Annotated in this window: 15 protein-coding genes; 7 read left to right on the plus strand and 8 right to left on the minus strand. The window is 68.3% G+C overall.

Annotated elements, in window-relative coordinates; genetic code table 11:
- Window positions 1-6: 6 nt before the first annotated feature.
- Complete coding sequence (locus tag AC4D14_RS04125; RefSeq protein ID WP_490900296.1) at window positions 7-225, plus strand: hypothetical protein; 219 nt, start codon at window positions 7-9, stop codon at window positions 223-225.
- 94 nt (window positions 226-319) lie between these two features.
- Here AC4D14_RS04125 and AC4D14_RS04130 read toward each other — a convergent pair whose 3' ends face one another.
- A complete protein-coding gene (locus AC4D14_RS04130; RefSeq protein ID WP_490900297.1) occupies window positions 320-997 on the minus strand; it encodes a hypothetical protein in 678 nt (225 codons plus the stop codon).
- Between the two features lie 400 nt (window positions 998-1,397).
- Between AC4D14_RS04130 and AC4D14_RS04135 the strand changes: the two genes are divergently transcribed.
- A complete protein-coding gene (locus tag AC4D14_RS04135; RefSeq protein ID WP_490900298.1) occupies window positions 1,398-2,816 on the plus strand; it encodes a S8 family serine peptidase in 1,419 nt (472 codons plus the stop codon).
- Between the two features lie 327 nt (window positions 2,817-3,143).
- The gene (locus AC4D14_RS04140; protein ID WP_490900299.1) at window positions 3,144-3,494 is read left to right on the plus strand and encodes a hypothetical protein; all 351 of its coding nucleotides are present in this window, start codon (window positions 3,144-3,146) and stop codon (window positions 3,492-3,494) included.
- A gap of 13 nt (window positions 3,495-3,507) precedes the next feature.
- Here AC4D14_RS04140 and AC4D14_RS04145 read toward each other — a convergent pair whose 3' ends face one another.
- From AC4D14_RS04145 to AC4D14_RS04170, 6 genes are all read right to left on the minus strand, one after another.
- On the minus strand, window positions 3,508-4,254 hold the full coding sequence (locus tag AC4D14_RS04145; protein WP_490900300.1) for a M50 family metallopeptidase: 747 nt from the start codon (window positions 4,252-4,254) through the stop codon (window positions 3,508-3,510).
- 69 nt (window positions 4,255-4,323) lie between these two features.
- Window positions 4,324-5,067 (minus strand): GAF and ANTAR domain-containing protein, encoded by a 744-nt coding sequence (locus AC4D14_RS04150; protein WP_490900301.1) that lies wholly within the window; start codon window positions 5,065-5,067, stop codon window positions 4,324-4,326.
- Between the two features lie 107 nt (window positions 5,068-5,174).
- Window positions 5,175-6,404 carry a kynureninase gene (locus AC4D14_RS04155; RefSeq protein WP_490900302.1) on the minus strand — a complete coding sequence of 410 codons (1,230 nt, stop codon included), beginning with the start codon at window positions 6,402-6,404 and terminating at the stop codon, window positions 5,175-5,177.
- A gap of 76 nt (window positions 6,405-6,480) precedes the next feature.
- Window positions 6,481-7,392, minus strand: coding sequence for a MaoC family dehydratase (locus tag AC4D14_RS04160; RefSeq protein WP_490900303.1), 912 nt, complete (start codon window positions 7,390-7,392; stop codon window positions 6,481-6,483).
- A complete protein-coding gene (locus AC4D14_RS04165) occupies window positions 7,389-8,729 on the minus strand; it encodes a 3-oxoacyl-ACP reductase (protein ID WP_490900304.1) in 1,341 nt (446 codons plus the stop codon). Before AC4D14_RS04165 ends, AC4D14_RS04160 begins: the two co-directional genes overlap by 4 nt.
- Window positions 8,730-8,731: 2 nt before the next feature.
- The gene (locus AC4D14_RS04170) at window positions 8,732-10,048 is read right to left on the minus strand and encodes an acetyl-CoA C-acetyltransferase (protein ID WP_490900305.1); all 1,317 of its coding nucleotides are present in this window, start codon (window positions 10,046-10,048) and stop codon (window positions 8,732-8,734) included.
- Window positions 10,049-10,112: 64 nt separating this feature from the next.
- Here AC4D14_RS04170 and AC4D14_RS04175 point away from each other — a divergent pair, with 64 nt between their 5' ends.
- Window positions 10,113-10,904 (plus strand): TetR family transcriptional regulator, encoded by a 792-nt coding sequence (locus AC4D14_RS04175; RefSeq protein WP_490900306.1) that lies wholly within the window; start codon window positions 10,113-10,115, stop codon window positions 10,902-10,904.
- Window positions 10,901-12,988, plus strand: coding sequence for an acyl-CoA dehydrogenase family protein (locus AC4D14_RS04180; protein WP_490900307.1), 2,088 nt, complete (start codon window positions 10,901-10,903; stop codon window positions 12,986-12,988). Before AC4D14_RS04175 ends, AC4D14_RS04180 begins: the two co-directional genes overlap by 4 nt.
- A 90-nt stretch (window positions 12,989-13,078) precedes the next feature.
- Here AC4D14_RS04180 and glgA read toward each other — a convergent pair whose 3' ends face one another.
- Complete coding sequence (gene glgA, locus AC4D14_RS04185) at window positions 13,079-14,272, minus strand: glycogen synthase (protein WP_490900308.1); 1,194 nt, start codon at window positions 14,270-14,272, stop codon at window positions 13,079-13,081.
- Window positions 14,273-14,364: 92 nt separating this feature from the next.
- Between glgA and glgC the strand changes: the two genes are divergently transcribed.
- Together glgC and AC4D14_RS04195 are read left to right on the plus strand one after the other, a co-directional pair.
- Entirely contained in the window at window positions 14,365-15,609 is a 1,245-nt protein-coding gene (glgC, locus tag AC4D14_RS04190) for a glucose-1-phosphate adenylyltransferase (RefSeq protein ID WP_490900309.1), read from the plus strand.
- A 190-nt stretch (window positions 15,610-15,799) separates the two neighbouring features.
- Window positions 15,800-16,339: a GNAT family N-acetyltransferase gene (locus AC4D14_RS04195; RefSeq protein WP_490900310.1), complete on the plus strand. Its 540-nt coding sequence runs from the start codon at window positions 15,800-15,802 to the stop codon at window positions 16,337-16,339.
- The last annotated feature ends 2 nt before the right edge of the window (window positions 16,340-16,341 follow it).

Here is a 16,341-nt window from a genome sequence, read left to right on the forward strand (position 1 = left end):
TGGGGCATGGCGCAGACGCCCATCAGTGCCACCTGGGTCAAGCTCTTGCTTGCCGGATTCAGCGCGTTCGTGAGCGTGTGCTGGCTGATCATCTGGGTTTTCGATCCCGACCGGATGCTCCATCCGCTTCTCGCGGCCCTCTTCCTTGTCCTTGCCGCAACGTACTGGATGGGCTGGCGCCGGGATCGGTCGCGGCAACAGCACGGTCCCGGCGGAAACCCGTAGCGCGGATGCGTTGCGGCGACGCGCCCTCCGCCTGCGGGGCACCGCCGAGCAGGCTGCACTGGCCCGCCGCCCGCGGAGGACGGCGGGCCCGCTGTCAGGACGGCGCCACGACATCAACGATCGCGAATCTCTTGCCTTCCTCCGAGAGGGGCTCGGGCCGGGTCATGACCCCGTAGGTGCCCGGTGCGAGGTCCGCCGAGAGGGTGATCCGCATTGAGTAACACCCATTGGCGTCGGCGTATGCAACCGCATCTCCGATCAGCGATCGATCCGTCTGGTACGGACCGAACATGACGTGTACCGCAGCGCCCGGGGCGTAACCGCCGCCGGAGATGTTCCAGGAGCTTCCCGCCTCGCGGGTGACCCGGACCTCATCCTCGCGCGAGGAGGGAACGAGGTCGGGGTAGGTCGCTGCCGGAGCGTGTACGGCGGGCTGGGCCGGAACGGGTGCCTCCGGCATGGGTGCCGGTGCTGCGGCCGGTGCCGGTGCTGCGGCTGGCGCTTGAGCCGGGGCCGGAGCTGCGGCCGGTGCTGCGGCTGGCGCTTCAGCCGCGGGAGTGGGCGTTGGTTCTTCCTCGGCCGGCGTCGTCGTCGGTGCCGGGGTGGCCGTCGGTTCCGGAGCCTGCGTGGTCGGTGCGGCGTCGGCAGGTGTGGCGCTGGCTGGTGCGCTCGAGGCCGGGCGGTCCGGCGATCCCGAAACGTCCTGAGCCGGGCTGCACCCGGCGAGAAGGACCGCGGCGAGTGAGAGTGCAAGGACGGGTGATTTCTTCAACGTAATTGCCTGTCTATGAGAGGTGTGGATGGCTCCTTTGAAATACATGCCCTGACGGCGCGCGGAAAGCACGGCGGAATAGGGTGTGGACTCATCGAAAACCGTGGCTGGGGCTCTGTTCAGCCCGCACACGAGTGCGATTTGGCACCCGGCTGCCCCCACAAGCCGCGTACTGAGGAGGACTCTACAACCGCCGTCGCCGGCTTGAACAGTCGGCCGGATCACGGTCGTACAACGTTTGTCCCACGTCAACCCCCGGGCAGATAGCTGACCCGCCTCCATTCTCAGGTGGGGGCGTCGCCGATAGCATTTGTAGGGACACAGCGACCCGTCTGACCTGCTGCAAGTGGACAGCAGTTCCTGCTGATCCGGGCAGCGCCGCATCACTTTGAGGACCCCCATGCCAAAAGATGCACGCCATTACCTTTCCAAGGCCGCCACCTGCGCCGTCGCCGTTCTCGTCGGTTCACTCGCCGTCCATCCGGCAGCGGCCACCGCCGATCCCCCACCAGCTCCCGCCGCTCCCGCCGGAACGGTCCGGGTGGATACCGGGGTGCAGCCGCCCGACCGGTTCATCGTGAAGTTCGACCAGCCTGCCGGAGCCTCCTCCGGCGAGCGCGCCGAGGCGTTCCGGCAGGTGGTCAGCAGCGTCGGAATCTCGATGAAGGAGATCCGCCAGACCTTCGACGGGGCAGCCGTGCTCCAGGCGGCAGGTAACTTGAGCGAAGCGGATGCGGGAAGGGTTGTGGCTGCGCTTGAAGCCCGACCGGACGTGGAGTACGCCGAACCGGATCAGTTCCTTCATCCCGCTGCCACGGTGAACGACCCGTACTTCCCGCAGCAGTGGGGCCTGTTCGGGGCCGCGGGAATGCGGGTCCCCGCGGCATGGGACCTCTCGACGGGGGCCGGGGTGAGGGTGGCGGTCGTCGATACCGGAATCACCGCACACAGCGATCTCGCGCCGAACCTGCTTCCCGGCTATGACATGATCGCCGATACCGCCCTCTCCGGGGACGGGGACGGCCGCGACGCTGACCCCTCCGACCCGGGTGACTGGTGTGCCGAGCTTGATACGCCGTCCTCCTGGCACGGCACCCATGTGGCAGGCACCATCGCCGCGGCGGCGAACAACGGCAGGGGCGTGGCGGGTATCGCCCACAACGCCAAGATCCAGCCAATCCGCGCCCTCGGCCAGTGTGGAGGGTGGACTAGTGACATCGCCGCGGCGCTGGTGTGGGCAGCCGGCGGGCGCGTGCCCGGGCTCCCGGTGAACCGCACACCGGCCCGCGTCATCAATCTCAGCTTGGGCGGGAACGAACCGTGCAGCGCCACAATGCAGGGAGCCGTCAACTACGCGGTGAACGCAGGAAACGCCGTCGTTGTGGCCGCCGCGGGCAACGAGAACGCACCCGTCGCCGGGTCGACTCCGGCCAACTGCCAGAACGTGGTGACGGTCGGTGCCACCGGAACCCAGGGCGGCCGCGCGCCGTATTCGAACTACGGACCCGGCGTAGACATCAGCGCTCCCGGAGGAGACCCCTCCCCCACTGGGAGCGGGATCATCTCCACCTGGAACAGCGGAACAGCACGCCCGGGCGCTGAGAGCTACACCTACATGCTGGGGACATCCATGGCAGCGCCCCACGTCTCCGGAGCGGCAGCGCTCATGATTTCGCTCAACCCCAGGCTCACCCCCGCCCAGGTGGAGCAGACGCTCAAGCGCACCGCCCGGCCTTTCCCCGGAGGGTGTGGCACCGGTGGCTGCGGGACGGGGCTGGTCGACGCCGCTGCTGCCGTCGGTGCGTCCCGCCCCCGGTAGAACGCCCCCACCGGGGTTGAGCCCCGGGGGGTGCAGGCGCGCTGTGCAGGTCCCGTCCGTTCCGGAGCCTGCGCGGCGGTCCTACCGCGTAAGCCCGGCACCGGTCGTGCCGGGCATACCGCGTTGAGAAGGCGATGTTCGATGGCCGGCATGGGCCGCGGCGGCACCGTGTGCCGGCTCACCCCGAGCGCCCGGCGCTGCGACGCCACGCCGGGAAAACCGGCCGCCACGCCGTCTATGCCCGGCGCCGGGCATAGATGGGCGGTGGACAGCGTTCAATAACCCTGTCGCAGGAATCGCGGCCGTACCCCCACCTGGAGCCCTTCTGTGAACACCGCTGCCCTTCCCGCCTCCGAAATCTTCGACGTCGTCTGGACGCCGGAGCAGTTGCACACCGTCGCTGCGGAGAGCCTTCGCGTCCACGAACACGTTGCCTACCGCGACGCGCTTGCGACTCTGGCTCACCACGCCTCGAAGCGGGACTACGACCGTATCCGTTCCCTGGTCAGCGGCGTCATGGGCGGTCTTGCCGGTACCCACCACATCACCGCGGCACTCCAGGCAGCGCACCTGGCGGTTGTCGTGCCCGGTGTGCTGAGCGCCCGTCAGGTTGAACTCCTCACGATGCCCCTCGCTGCAGCGCTGGCCCCCGAGGCCCGGCTGAGAATGGCCGCCTGACCGGGCGCCCTCTTCAGCGGATACCCAGCACCACACTTCCGGCGAGTAGATAAGCGCTGCCGATACCGGCCCCGGCAATCACCACGGCAAACAGGCAGAGCCACACGGCTGAAGGGACCCCTGTCCGTTCCTGGAGCAGGTGGGCGTCCGAGCCGAGCCGCCCCCGCCCACCGCGCCGGTGGAGCCTCACAACGTTCATCCAGTCACGCAGCGACCCAACCAGGAGACCGAGCCCCCCGCTGAGCGTCACCCCGGCAACCACCGGCGGCGGGGCATAGGCCACAAGGAGGGCTGCCGCGGCCGCTGCTGCCCCAGCGATGAGGAAGCCCTGGGCGTTGCGGATCAGGAGAACCAGCAGCAGCAGGACCACGGACCCGACGGACAGCGCTGCAGCGGACCAGCCCGATCCAGCCGCCCACACCAGAAGCAGTCCGACGAGCGCGGGCGCGGGGTATCCCCAAAAGCCCGTCCACACGGTCTTCCAGCCGGCGCGCCCCCGGCTCGTCGTTGTACCCGACTGATCGAACCGCAAGCGGATGCCGCTCACGCGCTGCAGGGTCGAGAGCGCGGCAAAGGTGTGTCCAAGCTCGTGGACGACTGTGACGAAAAGGCCCGAGTACCGCCACGCGGGCCGGGGCACCGTTGCGGCGAACGCCGCGCCCAGGATCAGCGCCAGAAAGGGCGGCGTCAGGACAGGCGGGGCAACGGCGACAAACGCTCCGGCGAAGGAATTCCACCACGCCTCACCAAAAGCGCTCACGGGCCCCAAGCCGTTGCAGCCGGTGTTGTACCGGGGCGGCTTCCGGCGACGGTGCCGAAGACAGGGGCGCTAGCCATCGAAGTGGGTTTTGACCGGCCCGTTGCCGGTCGAGGCCACGAGTGCGGCAGCGACATCGCGCAGCTTCATATTCCGCGAACTCGAGGCCGACTGCAGGATCTCGAACGCAGCCTCCTGGCTGCAGCGGTTCTGCCCCATGATGATCCCCACGGCAAGATCGATCGTCGTGCGGGAATCCATCGCCGCCTTGAGGTCTTTCGTTGAGTCGGTGAGCTTCGCGATGCGCACCGAGAGGCGCAGCGCCTTCGACGCCTCGTCGGCGAACTGTTCGGCTGCGGCAATGGCGTTGTCGTCGAACGCGTTCGCCTCCGTCGAGTACAGGTTCAGCCCCGCGCTCGCATCACCTTCGAGGAGAATCGGGACACCGAGGATCGAGTAGAGGCCGTGTTCCTGGATTGCTTCCCGGTATTCGGGAAAGCGGTTGTCTTCACGGACGTCCCGAACATGGACGAGCTTCTTCTCGCGTGCCGCCCGCAGGCACGGTCCATCCTCAAAGTTGTACTGGATCTCGTCCATCTTCTGGGCATGTTCGCTGCTGCTGGCCACTGTGCCCGCCCGCCGGTGGCGCAGGAGGGTCACGCCGCACAGCATTTCGCCGTTTTCCCCCTCGAGGGTTGCGGCAGCGAGCTTCACCAGCTCTGTCAGGAATTGTCCGACGTCGTCGCTGTCCAGCACCATGTCCTGCAGCAGGGAACTCATCTGCTCGTTTCGGATGCCGCTGTCGTTGCTAACCATGTATGGCCTCCGCGGAATCAGGGTCGTTTAGCGTGAACGGGGAATACCGACACCTTACAGCCGGGCGCCCCGAAAACCGCGCGGCTGCCGTGATTCTTCCGCGCCGATTACTTACCGGTCATCCTGCGCGCGATGCCGGTGACGCCGGCGAGCGTTTCCTCGAAGGTGGTGGACAGCGGAGAGAGTCCAAGGCGTATCCCCGAGGGATTGCGGTAGTCCGGGATGACTCCCTCGGCCCACAGCTCGGGAACCATTCCCTCGAAGCTGGGGTGGTCGATGGTGATGTGTCCTCCACGCTCGCCCGGGGCAGCCGGCGAGGAGACACCAACACCGAAGCGGCCGAGGAGGGCCTCGACGGCCTCTGCGGCGAAGCCGGTCAGTGCCACGGACTTCTCGCGCACCGCAGCCATCCCCACCTCCTCAAGGAGTCCGATCATGTCCTGCAGCGCAAGCATTCCAACGATCGGCGGAGTGCCCGAGACGATCCGGCGGATCCCCGGCGCAGGCTCGTATGAGCTGCCCATGGCGAAGGGGTCCGCGCTGCCAAGCCAGCCCTGGATTGGCTGCTCGAAGTCATTGAGGTGCCGAGCCGCCACATATGCCCAGGCGGGAGCACCCGGCCCGCCGTTGAGGTACTTGTAGCTGCACCCGGCGGCGTAGTCCACGCCCCACGCATCGAGTTCGGCCGGGACCGACCCCACGGAGTGGCTCAGGTCCCACAGGACGCGGGCGCCAACGTCGTGGACCACGGCGGTGATGCCCGGAACGTCGGCCGCGTAGCCGGAACGGTAGGCGACATGGCTGAGGACCACCAGCGCGGTCTTCGGCCCGACGGCGCCCGCAACCGCCTGCACTGTCGCGCCGGCGTTGGGCGGTACATCCAGCCAGCGGATGGTCAGCGCCCGTTCCCGGGCGATGCCCTCCATGAGGAAGCGGTCGGTCGGGAAGTTCTCGCGGTCGATGACAATCTCCGTGCGGCCCGGGGCCGCTGCGACGGCGGCACGGGCGAGCTTGTACAGGAGCACGCTCGTTGAATCGGCAACGATGCACTGACCGGGCGCCGCGCCCAGGGCCACCGCGCCGAGCCGGTCACCGAGGCGCTGCGGCAGCTCCAGCCAGCCCTCGTCCCACCCCCGGATCAGGCGCCCGCCCCATTGGCTCCTGATGAACTCGGGCAGCGTGTCAAGGGTCGCCGCAAGGGGCCTGCCGAGCGAATTCCCGTCGAGGTAGGCGACGATGCCGTCGTTGTCATCGGTGACGAAACGCGACACGTAGCCGGCAAGGGGATCCTTGGCGTCGAGTTCCCGGGCGCGGGTCAGCAGTTCTTCTTCGATCATTCGCCCAGTCTAGAGCGGGAGGCACCGGTGTTTGCACCGCGGTTCCGCGCTTCGGGTCCGGCGGCGCCGTCGCCGCTCACCCTGCGCGTTCGGTGACCCAGCCCGTGAAGTGGGGGCGCCGGGCCTCGCCGGACCAGGCGACGACGTCGGTTCGAAGCTGCTCCGGCGAGTGCTGGTCCGGGGACTGCCGCAGGGCAACGGCGACCTTCAGGGGAAGCAGCACCGGTGTGGCGAAGTCGATGGCCCATTCGAAGATTCCAGGCGCTGACCCGGACCCGCTCGGCCGCGCCTGCTCGACCATCCGCGCCGCCAGGTACATCCCGTGCGCAATCGCACCCTTCATGCCGAGGGCGCGCGCCGAAGGAGCGCTGAGGTGGATGGGGTTCCAGTCCCCCGACACCGCCGCGTAACGGCGCCCGGCATCTGAGCCGAGGTGCCATACGGCAGTCGGCGGCGGGGGCGTGAAGGGCCCGCCGGCCGGCACCCGGTCAACACCATTCGCCGAACCGGTGCCGCGGGCCAGGTAGGTTGAGCGCCCCGTCCAGACCGGTTCCCCGGCCACCGAGACCTCGGCGACGAGGTCCACCTGGGTCCCGGACCGGTGAGGCCGCAGGTTTTCTGCGAACGCTGTCACGTCGAGACGCTCGGCGGCGTCAATGGGGCGTTGCTGCTTTACGGCGTTCCCGAGGTGCACGAGGCCCAGCAGCGGCAGCGGGAAGTCCTCACGGGCCAGGACGCTCATCGCAACGGGAAACGCGAGGGTGTGGAGGTAGGAGGAGGGCAGGGAGTCCCGTGCTGTGGCTCCCACCGTGTGCTGATACGCGGTCAGGTGCGCCGGGTCGACCGAAATGCCGGTGGAGGTGTGGCGGGCGGCGGGAAGGACAAGCGCCGGCCGGACGCGGGTGAGCTTCCGGCGGGCGGCGAGCAGGCCCGCCCGCCGGTACAGGTCGGAGAGCGCGGGCACGCCGGCGAGGGCGACGTCGCTCATGCGCCGACCAGGTTCTGCCCGCACACGCGGATCACCTGCCCGTTGATTCCGGCGGCGGGGCCGGATGCGAGGAAGGCGATCGTCTCGGCGACGTCCACCGGCTGCCCTCCCTGCTGCAGGCTGCTGAGCCGGCGGGCCACCTCCCGGGTGAGCAGTGGGATTTTCGACGTCATCTCGGTCTCGATGAAACCCGGAGCTACGGCGTTGATGGTCCGTCCTCCGCCGTCGATCCCCGCGGCCGTGGCCCGGACCATGCCGATCACGCCGGCCTTCGAGGCGGCGTAGTTGCTCTGCCCCCGGTTCCCCGCGATGCCGCTGGTCGAGGCGAGGCTGATGATCCTTCCGTCGGCAGCGAACGTGTCCGATGCGAGGAGTTCCTCGTTGATGCGCAGCTGGGAGGAGATGTTGACCGCCGTGACGAAGTTCCAGCGTGCCTCGTCCATGTTGGCCAGCAGCTTGTCACGGGTGATGCCGGCATTGTGAACGAGGATATCCAGTGACCCGTACCGTTCACTGACATGCTTCAGGATCCGGGACGCTGCGTCCTGCTCGGTGATGTCGACCTGCAAGGCCGTGCCGTTGATGCTGTTGGCAACGGCCGCGAGCTGCTCCCCGGCGGCGGGAACATCGACAACGACCACCTGCGCGCCGTCCCGGTGGAGCACCTCGGCGATCTTGGCGCCGATCCCCCGGGCAGCGCCCGTGACCACGGCGGTCCTGCCGGCCAGGGGCACCTCCGGATCGTGCGCCTCCGTTCCCGGAACCGGGGCCACGGCGATGAACTGCCCGTCGACGTACGCGCTCCTGGCGGACAGCAGGAAGCGCAGGGCCGCCAGGGCGGTGCCGGAATCGGCTGCCGCTCCCGCTGTGAGGACGATGCCGTTGGCTGTGGCCCCCGACCGGAGCTCCCGGGCGACGGACCGCAGCGCCCCGTCGACGCCTTGGCGGGCGGCGGCGACGGCAGGCTCGGAGGATTCCGCTGCGGGTCTGGACACGGTGATGACGCGGCCGCAGGGAAGCATCTGCCGCAGGGCGGCGCCCAGCGTGAGCATTGGGGCGGCCAGGTCCTCGGGCCGCGAGGCCTCATCGAGGACCACGACGACGGCGCCGAACTTGTCCGAGGGTGCGGCATGGCGGCGCACGTCAAGGTTCCACTCAAGGGCGGCGCGGGATACTGCGTCAGCCCCGGCGCCGCTGCCGAGCACCAGGAGCGGACCCTCAAGCAGGGGCGCACCGGGTGTGTGGCGGCGCAGAACCGCGGGGCGGGGAAGGCCGAGGGCCTTCGCAGCGCGTCCGGGTAGCGGGGAGTTGATGAGGTTGAGGTAGTTGTCCGCCACGGTCAGCGTGCCTCGAGGATGGCGATAACGCCCTGCCCGCCGGCGGCACACACTGAGACAAGGCCCAGGCCCGAACCCTTCTCGGCGAGCGACTTCGCCAGCGACGCCACGATGCGCCCGCCGGTCGCGGCGAACGGGTGGCCTGCCGCAAGCGACGAGCCGTGGACGTTGAGCCGGCTCCGGTCGATCTTGCCCAGTGCTCCGTCAAGGCCGAGCTGGTTGCGCCCGAACTCCTCGCTTTCCCAGGCGGCGAGCGAGCTCAGGACGGTGGCGGCGAAGGCTTCGTGGATCTCGAAGAAGTCGAAGTCGTCGAAATTCAGGCCGTTGCGCTTGAGCAGCCGGGGCATCGCGTAGACGGGGGCCATGAGCAGGCCCTCCTTGCCGTTGACGAAGTCAACGGCGGCGGCCTCGGCGTCGACGATGTTGGCGAGCATCGGCAGGTTGTTCTCGCGGGCGTAGTCCTCGGACCCGAGCAGCACCACCGAGGCGCCGTCGGTGAGCGGGGTGGAGTTGCCTGCCGTCATAGTGGCGGGGGTGCTGAGGCTGTTGCCGAACACCGGCTTCAGGGAGGCGAGCTTTTCGAGGGAGGTGTCGGGCCGGAGGTTGGCGTCGCGGGTCAGGCCCCGGTAGGGGGTGAGCAGGTCGGAGAAGAATCCGCGTTCGTAGGCGGCGGCGAGGTTCCGGTGGCTGTTCAGGGCGAGTTCGTCCTGGGCCTCCCGGCTGATCTTCCAGACGGCGGTGGTCAGCGCCTGGTGCTCTCCCATTGACAGGCCGGTGCGTGGCTCTGCCGTTGTGGGGGCGGTGGGTGCCAGATCCTTCGGGCGCAGCCTGCTGACGGCGGCAAGCTTCTGCTGGGGCGTCTTCGCCCGGGAAAGGTTGAGCAGCACCCGCCGGAACCGTTCGCTCACGACGATCGGCGCGTCCGATGCGGAGTCGACGCCGCCTGCGATTCCGGATTCGATCTGGCCCAGCTTGATCTTGTTGGCCAGCCCGACGACGGTCTCGAGCCCTGTGGCACAGGCCTGCTGCAGGTCATAGGCGGGAGTCTCCGGTGAAAGCGAGGAACCCAGCACCGCCTCGCGGGTGAGGTTGAAGTCGCGCGAGTGCTTCAGCACCGCTCCGGCGGCCACCTCGCCGATCCGCTGCCCCTGGAGTCCGAACCGGGCCACGAGGCCGTCGAGGGCCGCGGTGAGCATGTCCTGGTTCGAGGAGTGGGCGTAGGCTCCCCCGGCCCGCGCGAAGGGAATGCGGTTGCCGCCGATGACTACCGCTTTGCGGACCGTGCTTGAGGTGCGGGTTTCCCCGGCCTGATCTGACATTGGAGGCTCTCCTGGATGGGCGGGCTGATTACCGATACCAAGCGTACCTGATACGCTGAGTATCATGAACTCTTCCCCCCTACTTTCCGGGGCTCGAACCGACACCGCGCCTCCCGCGGACGGCCGGTCAAGCCGCTGGGAGGAGCACCGGGCCGAACGGCGCCGCGCGCTGATCAGCACGGCGCGCCGCGCCGTCGACACGCTGGGACACGGAGCGTCGATGGAGGACATCGCCGCTGCCGCGGACACCTCCAAATCCGTTTACTACCGCTACTTCGGGGACAAGACCGGCCTGCAGCAGGCGATGGCCGAAGTGGTGCTCAGCCAGATGCAGCAGAAGGTGCTCGCCGCCGCTCGTCAGGCCAGGACGCCACGGCAGGGCCTGCGGTCGATGGTGTCGGCGTACCTCCAGATGGCTTCGACTTCCCCCAACGTCTACGCGTTTGTGACCCGGGTAGGCGCAACCGACCCTGCAGCAGGCTCCGATCCCGCGGCCGGGGCCGGCCCCGGGACGGACCCGAACGGCTCGGGAAGAACCACCGATCCGTTGACCCACTTCCTCGAGGCGGTCACGGAAATGCTCGCCGCTCCAATGAAGGCCTACCTCCGGTCCGCGCCGCACGCAGCGGTGGACCCGGCGCTCGCCTACTGGCCCCGGGCGGCGATCGGGATGGTCCGGGCAGCCGGTGAGCTCTGGCTCTCCCAGCCCCCATCACCGGACAAGCCGACCGAGGACCAGCTTGCCGAACAGCTCACCAACTGGCTGTTCGACGGCATCAGCCACCAGGTGCCCGCCGTGCGCAGCGACGACCCCGCCACTTCACCACCCGTTTCATCCGCAAAGGACAAGTCATGACACAGACAGTGACCCGCCCGACCCTGAAGGTCCCTGCGGCGCCCGCGATCGCCGACAATGACCAGGCGGTCATCGACGCCGCAGTGCTCGGGGAGCTTCTCCTTGGCAAGTGGGCAGCGGTACGCCGTGTCGCGCGCGACCTCGCCGGGCGCCCTGAGGTGCACAAAATCGAAGGGCTCACCCACACCGAGCACCGCAAGCGCTGCTTCGACCAGATGCACTACCTCGTGCAGCACAAGGCCATTCATCGGGCGTTCCCCACCGAACTCGGCGGGGATGACGACCACGGCGGCAACATTGCCGGCTTCGAAGAGCTCGTGGTGGCGGATCCCTCGCTGCAGATCAAGGCCGGCGTGCAGTGGGGCCTGTTCGGGGCCGCCGTGTTGCACCTGGGCACCGAGGAACACCACAAGGCGTGGCTGCCCGGCATCATGAACATGGAAATCCCGGGTTGCTTCGCGATGACGGAGACGGGCCACGGCTCGGACGTCGCGAGCATCGCCACGACCGCCGTGTACAACCCGGCCGACGAAACCTTTGTCCTCTCGACGCCCTTCCGGGCGGCCTGGAAGGACTACATCGGCAACGCGGCGGTGGACGGGCGGGCCGCCGTCGTCTTCGCCCAGCTGATCACCGCGGGCGTCAACCACGGCGTCCATGCCTTCTACGTTGACCTGCGCGGCCCAGACGGCGCCTTCCTGCCGGGAATCGGCGGCGAGGACGACGGCATCAAGGGCGGCCTGAACGGCATCGACAACGGCCGGCTCCACTTCGACGGGGTCAAGGTGCCGCGCGCCAACCTGCTGAACCGCTACGGAAGCGTTGCTGCCGACGGGACCTACAGCTCCCCCATCGCCTCCCCGGGACGCCGGTTCTTCACGATGCTCGGCACCCTCGTCCAGGGAAGGGTCTCCCTCGACGGCGCCGCCGTGGCCGTCAGTAAACTGGCGCTCAAGGCCGCCATCACCTACTCCTCCGAGCGCCGGCAGTTCAACGCCGCCTCCGACCTCGAAGAGGAGGTCATCCTCGACTACCAGCGGCACCAGCGTCGTCTGCTTCCGCGCCTCGCCGCGACCTATGCCGCCTCCTTCGCCCACGAGGAACTGCTCGAGAAGCTCGACGGCGTCTTCTCCGGAGCGCACGACACCGACGAGGACCGCCAGGACCTGGAAACCCTCGCCGCCGCCTACAAGCCGCTGTCCACCTGGCTCGCCCTCGATACGCTCCAGGAGTGCAGGGAGGCCTGCGGCGGGGCCGGCTTCCTCACCGAGAACCGCTTCACCTCGCTGCGGGCGGACCTCGACGTCTATGCGACCTTCGAAGGCGACAACAACGTGCTGCTGCAGCTGGTGGCCAAGCGCCTGCTCACCGACTACGCCAAAGAGTTCAAGGACATGGACTTCGGGGTGCTGGCCCGCTACGCCGTCACCCAGGTCGCCGGACGGACGGTCCACCGCTCGGGCCTGCGCCGTGCTGTCCAGACGGTTGTCGACACCGGATCGGAGAAGAAGTCGGCGATCGCGCTGCGCGACGAGGCAACCCAGCACGGGCTGCTGGCCGACCGCGTCAACACCATGGTGGGCGAGCTCGCCGGCGAACTGCGCGGAGCGAAGCGCATGCCCCAGGCGGAGGTCGCGGCCCTGTTCAACGAAAACCAGCACCAGCTGATCGAGACGGCGCGCGCACATGCCGAACTGCTGCAGTGGGAGGCGTTCACCCGCGCGGTCCACACCGTCGACGAGCCGGGAACCAAGCAGGTGCTCACCTGGGTGCGGGACCTGTTCGGGCTGTGCCTCATCGAAAAGAACCTGGCGTGGTACCTCATGAACGGACGGCTGTCGGCGCAGCGGGCCCGGACGCTCAGCGCCTACATCAACCGGCTGCTCGCGAAGATCCGGCCGCACGCGCTCGACCTCGTTGACGCGTTCGGCTACGGTCCCGAACACCTCCGCGCCCAGCTCGCAACAGGGGCTGAACGGCAGCGGCAGGAAGAGGCCGCCGCCTATGCCCGGGCCGCGCGGGCCGGCGGCGGGGCGCCCATCGACGAAAAGACGTTCCTCGCCCGGCGCGGCCAGGCCAGCTGACGGGCGGCCCGCTGAACCACTCCCGTCGAGGGCGCACTAATGACCGGCCCAAGGGCGTTTGGAGCGTCGGTTGTGCGTCCTCGACGGGGATCAGAGGACGCTGCGGTAGACCTCGAGTGTTGTCTGGGCGATCGATCCCCACGCGAAGTGTTCCTCCGCGCGGGCACGCCCGGCCTCGCCCATGCGGCGGGCCCGGGCGGGGTCGGAGACCATTTCCGTCAGCGCCGCCGCGAAGTCGGTCACGAAACGCTCGGGATCAAGGGGAGTCCCCGTCCCGTCCGCAACCTGCTCGAGCCGGACGAGGGTTCCGGTGACGCCGTCGTCGACGACTTCCGGGATGCCTCCGGTGGCGCTGGCGACGACCGCTGCCCCGCATGCCATCGCCTCAAGGTTGACGATCCCAAGGGGCTCGTAGATTGACGGGCACGCAAAAGCTGTGGCGTGGCTGAGCACCTGGACCAGCTCCCGCCGCGGCAGCATGCGTTCGATGAGGATCACCGAGCCGCGCTTTTCCTGAAGGTCGTTGATCAGCTTCTCGGTTTCGGCGGCCAGTTCCTTGGTGTCCGCCGCCCCGAGGACGAGGACGAGCTGGACCTCCGCCGGCAGCTTGGCTGCGGCGCGGAGCAGGTAGGGCACGCCCTTCTGGCGCGTGTTGCGGCCGACGAATACCACGCTGGGGCGGTCGGGATCGATGCCCAGCGCCCGGACGGCGTCGTCATCCTCATCCCTCACCCACTCGCTGACGTCAATCCCGTTGTGGACTACGCGCACCCGCGCGGGGTCCACCTTCGGATAGCTGCGCAGGATGTCGTCCCGCATCCCCGCCGAAACCGCGATGACGGCCGCGGCGGCCTCGTAGGCGGTCTGCTCGACCCACGACGAAAGCGCGTATCCGCCGCCGAGCTGTTCGGCCTTCCATGGGCGCAGCGGCTCGAGGCTGTGGGCGCTGAGCACGTGGGGTATGCCGTGGAGCAGTGAGGCGAGGTGGCCGGCCATGTTCGCATACCAGGTATGGGAATGAACGAGGTCGGCGCCGCCGATATTCTCGAGCATCTCCAGGTCGGTGCCAAGGGTCTGCACCGCGGCGTTGGCCTCCGCCAACCCCTGCGGCACTCCGTAACTGCGGACCTTCGCGCCGTGGTAGTCGGCGGGACGCTCGGCGCCGAAGCAGTGAACGTTGAGATCGACCTGCCCGGCGAGCACGCGGCTCAGTTCGGCAACGTGGACTCCCGCCCCGCCGTAGATTTCTGGGGGAAATTCTTTTGAGACAATATCTACTCGCACCCCCCCAACGTAGTGCAGAGCGCCCAAGTCCTCTAGTGTGAGTTGAATTGGACCGACACGTTGAGCACTCAAGGAAGAGCAGGGGGTCACTCGTGGCACTGAAGAAAGTCCTAGCGGTTGTACTGGCAGGCGGCGAAGGAAAGCGGCTGATGCCGTTGACCGCCGACAGGGCCAAACCGGCCGTGCCGTTTGCCGGAAGTTACCGACTTATCGACTTCGCGCTCTCGAACCTCGTCAATTCCGGTTATCTGCAAATCGTGGTGCTGACCCAGTACAAGTCGCACAGCCTTGACCGCCACGTGTCGGAGACGTGGCGCATGTCCACCCAGCTCCAGCAGTACATCGCCTCCGTCCCGGCCCAGCAGCGCCGCGGCAAGAGCTGGTTCCTCGGCAGCGCCAACGCCATCTACCAGTCCCTGAACCTGATCCACGACGCGCAGCCCGACATCGTCGTCGTCATCGGCGCCGACCACGTGTACCGCATGGACTTCGAACAGATGGTCAACGCGCACGTCGCCTCCGGCGCTTCGGTGAGCGTTGCCGCGGTGCGCCAGCCCATGAACCTGGTTGACCAGTTCGGCGTGATCGAAGTGGACCAGAACGACCGCGGGCGCATCGCCGCGTTCGTTGAGAAGCCCAAGTCGACGCCCGGCCTGCCCGACGACCCGAACAGCTTCCTTGCCTCGATGGGCAACTACGTGTTCACCGCCGACGCCCTGGTGAAGGCGCTCGAGGAGGACGCCGCCCGCCTTGACACCAAGCACGACATGGGCGGGGACATCATTCCCCACTTCGTGGAGCGCAACGACGCCGCGGTCTATGACTTCACGACGAACAACATCCCGGGCTCAACGGAGCGGGACCGCCAGTACTGGCGCGACGTCGGCACCATGGACTCCTACTACGACGCGAACATGGACCTCATCTCGCCGCTGCCCCTCTTCAATCTCTACAACCTGCAGTGGCCTATCTACACCCGTCAGAGCGTCTCACCCCCGGCGAAGTTCGTCCGCGGCGCAACGGGCCGCACCGGCGAAGCACACGACTCGATCGTCTCGGCCGGTGCCGTGATCACCGGAGGCAGGGTCCAGGGCTCGGTGCTTGCGACAGACGTGTTCGTTGAGGAGGGCGCGGAAGTCACCGGGTCGGTCCTCATGGACAAGGTGGCGGTCGGCCCGGGCGCCATCGTGCGGCGGGCCATCGTGGACAAGAACGTGAGGATCCCGGCCGGAGCACGCATCGGCGTCGACCGGGAGCTCGACCTCAGCCGTGGGTATTTCGTCACCGACTCCGGACTGACCATCCTCAGCAAGGGCCAGACCGTACCGGCGGGCTAGTTCCTTCAAGCATTCGAGGCCGGTCCGCCGGCGGGCTCCGTGCGGGCCCACCGGCGGTCCGGCCGGGGTTTACCATCTGCGGCGCCGGTTCACCACGGCCGGGAAGGTGAATTCGTTTTTCGACCCATCCGATTTCGCGTATTCGGAAAGAATGGCCGGCATTCAGGAAACCGGCACCTACACTTTCTCAATGGACATTGCGGATGTGCGGATTCGCCGTACGGTTGGGGACGACTGGCAGAACATTCGCCGGCTGCGGCTGGAAATGCTCGAAGATACCCCGTCGGCCTTTGTCGAGACCCTTGAAACCGCGCTGGGGCACGACCCGGAAGAATGGAAATTCCGGGGCCGCCGGGGTTCGGGCGGGGATTCCATAACCCTTGCCGCAATCGCCGGTTCCGGCCGGTGGGTGGGCACCATGGGCGCATACCTTCCGGCCGCAGATCCCGCAGCGCTGCTTGTCGGCGTCTATGTCGCCCCCGCTTACCGGGGCCGTGCGGCCGGAGTGGCGGAAGGGCTCCTTTCGGGGATTGAACGGTGGGCCGCGCTCCGGTGCTCCAGGATCGAGCTGGAGGTGCACGAGGACAACCTGCGTGCACAGGCGTTCTACCGGCGCCGCGGCTATGCGCTGACGGGGACCACCCCGTACGAGCTGAACCCGGGTCAGCGGGAGCTTCAGATGGTCCGGGTGCTGGCCCCCGAGGGTCCGCTTCCCGGCCCGCCGGGGTGACC

The sequence above is a fragment of the Arthrobacter sp. TJ-254 genome, assembly GCF_058269175.1.

Excerpts from the sequence above, each read along its gene's own strand:
- AC4D14_RS04150 (WP_490900301.1), bottom strand. The coding sequence starts at position 5,067 with ATGGTTAGCAACGACAGCGGCATCCGAAACGAGCAGATGAGTTCCCTG.
- AC4D14_RS04195 (WP_490900310.1), top strand. The coding sequence starts at position 15,800 with ATGGACATTGCGGATGTGCGGATTCGCCGTACGGTTGGGGACGACTGG.
- AC4D14_RS04180 (WP_490900307.1), top strand. The coding sequence starts at position 10,901 with ATGACACAGACAGTGACCCGCCCGACCCTGAAGGTCCCTGCGGCGCCC.
- AC4D14_RS04170 (WP_490900305.1), bottom strand. The coding sequence starts at position 10,048 with ATGTCAGATCAGGCCGGGGAAACCCGCACCTCAAGCACGGTCCGCAAA.
- AC4D14_RS04175 (WP_490900306.1), top strand. The coding sequence starts at position 10,113 with ATGAACTCTTCCCCCCTACTTTCCGGGGCTCGAACCGACACCGCGCCT.
- AC4D14_RS04135 (WP_490900298.1), top strand. The coding sequence starts at position 1,398 with ATGCCAAAAGATGCACGCCATTACCTTTCCAAGGCCGCCACCTGCGCC.
- AC4D14_RS04155 (WP_490900302.1), bottom strand. The coding sequence starts at position 6,404 with ATGATCGAAGAAGAACTGCTGACCCGCGCCCGGGAACTCGACGCCAAG.
- AC4D14_RS04125 (WP_490900296.1), top strand. The coding sequence starts at position 7 with ATGGCGCAGACGCCCATCAGTGCCACCTGGGTCAAGCTCTTGCTTGCC.
- AC4D14_RS04160 (WP_490900303.1), bottom strand. The coding sequence starts at position 7,392 with ATGAGCGACGTCGCCCTCGCCGGCGTGCCCGCGCTCTCCGACCTGTAC.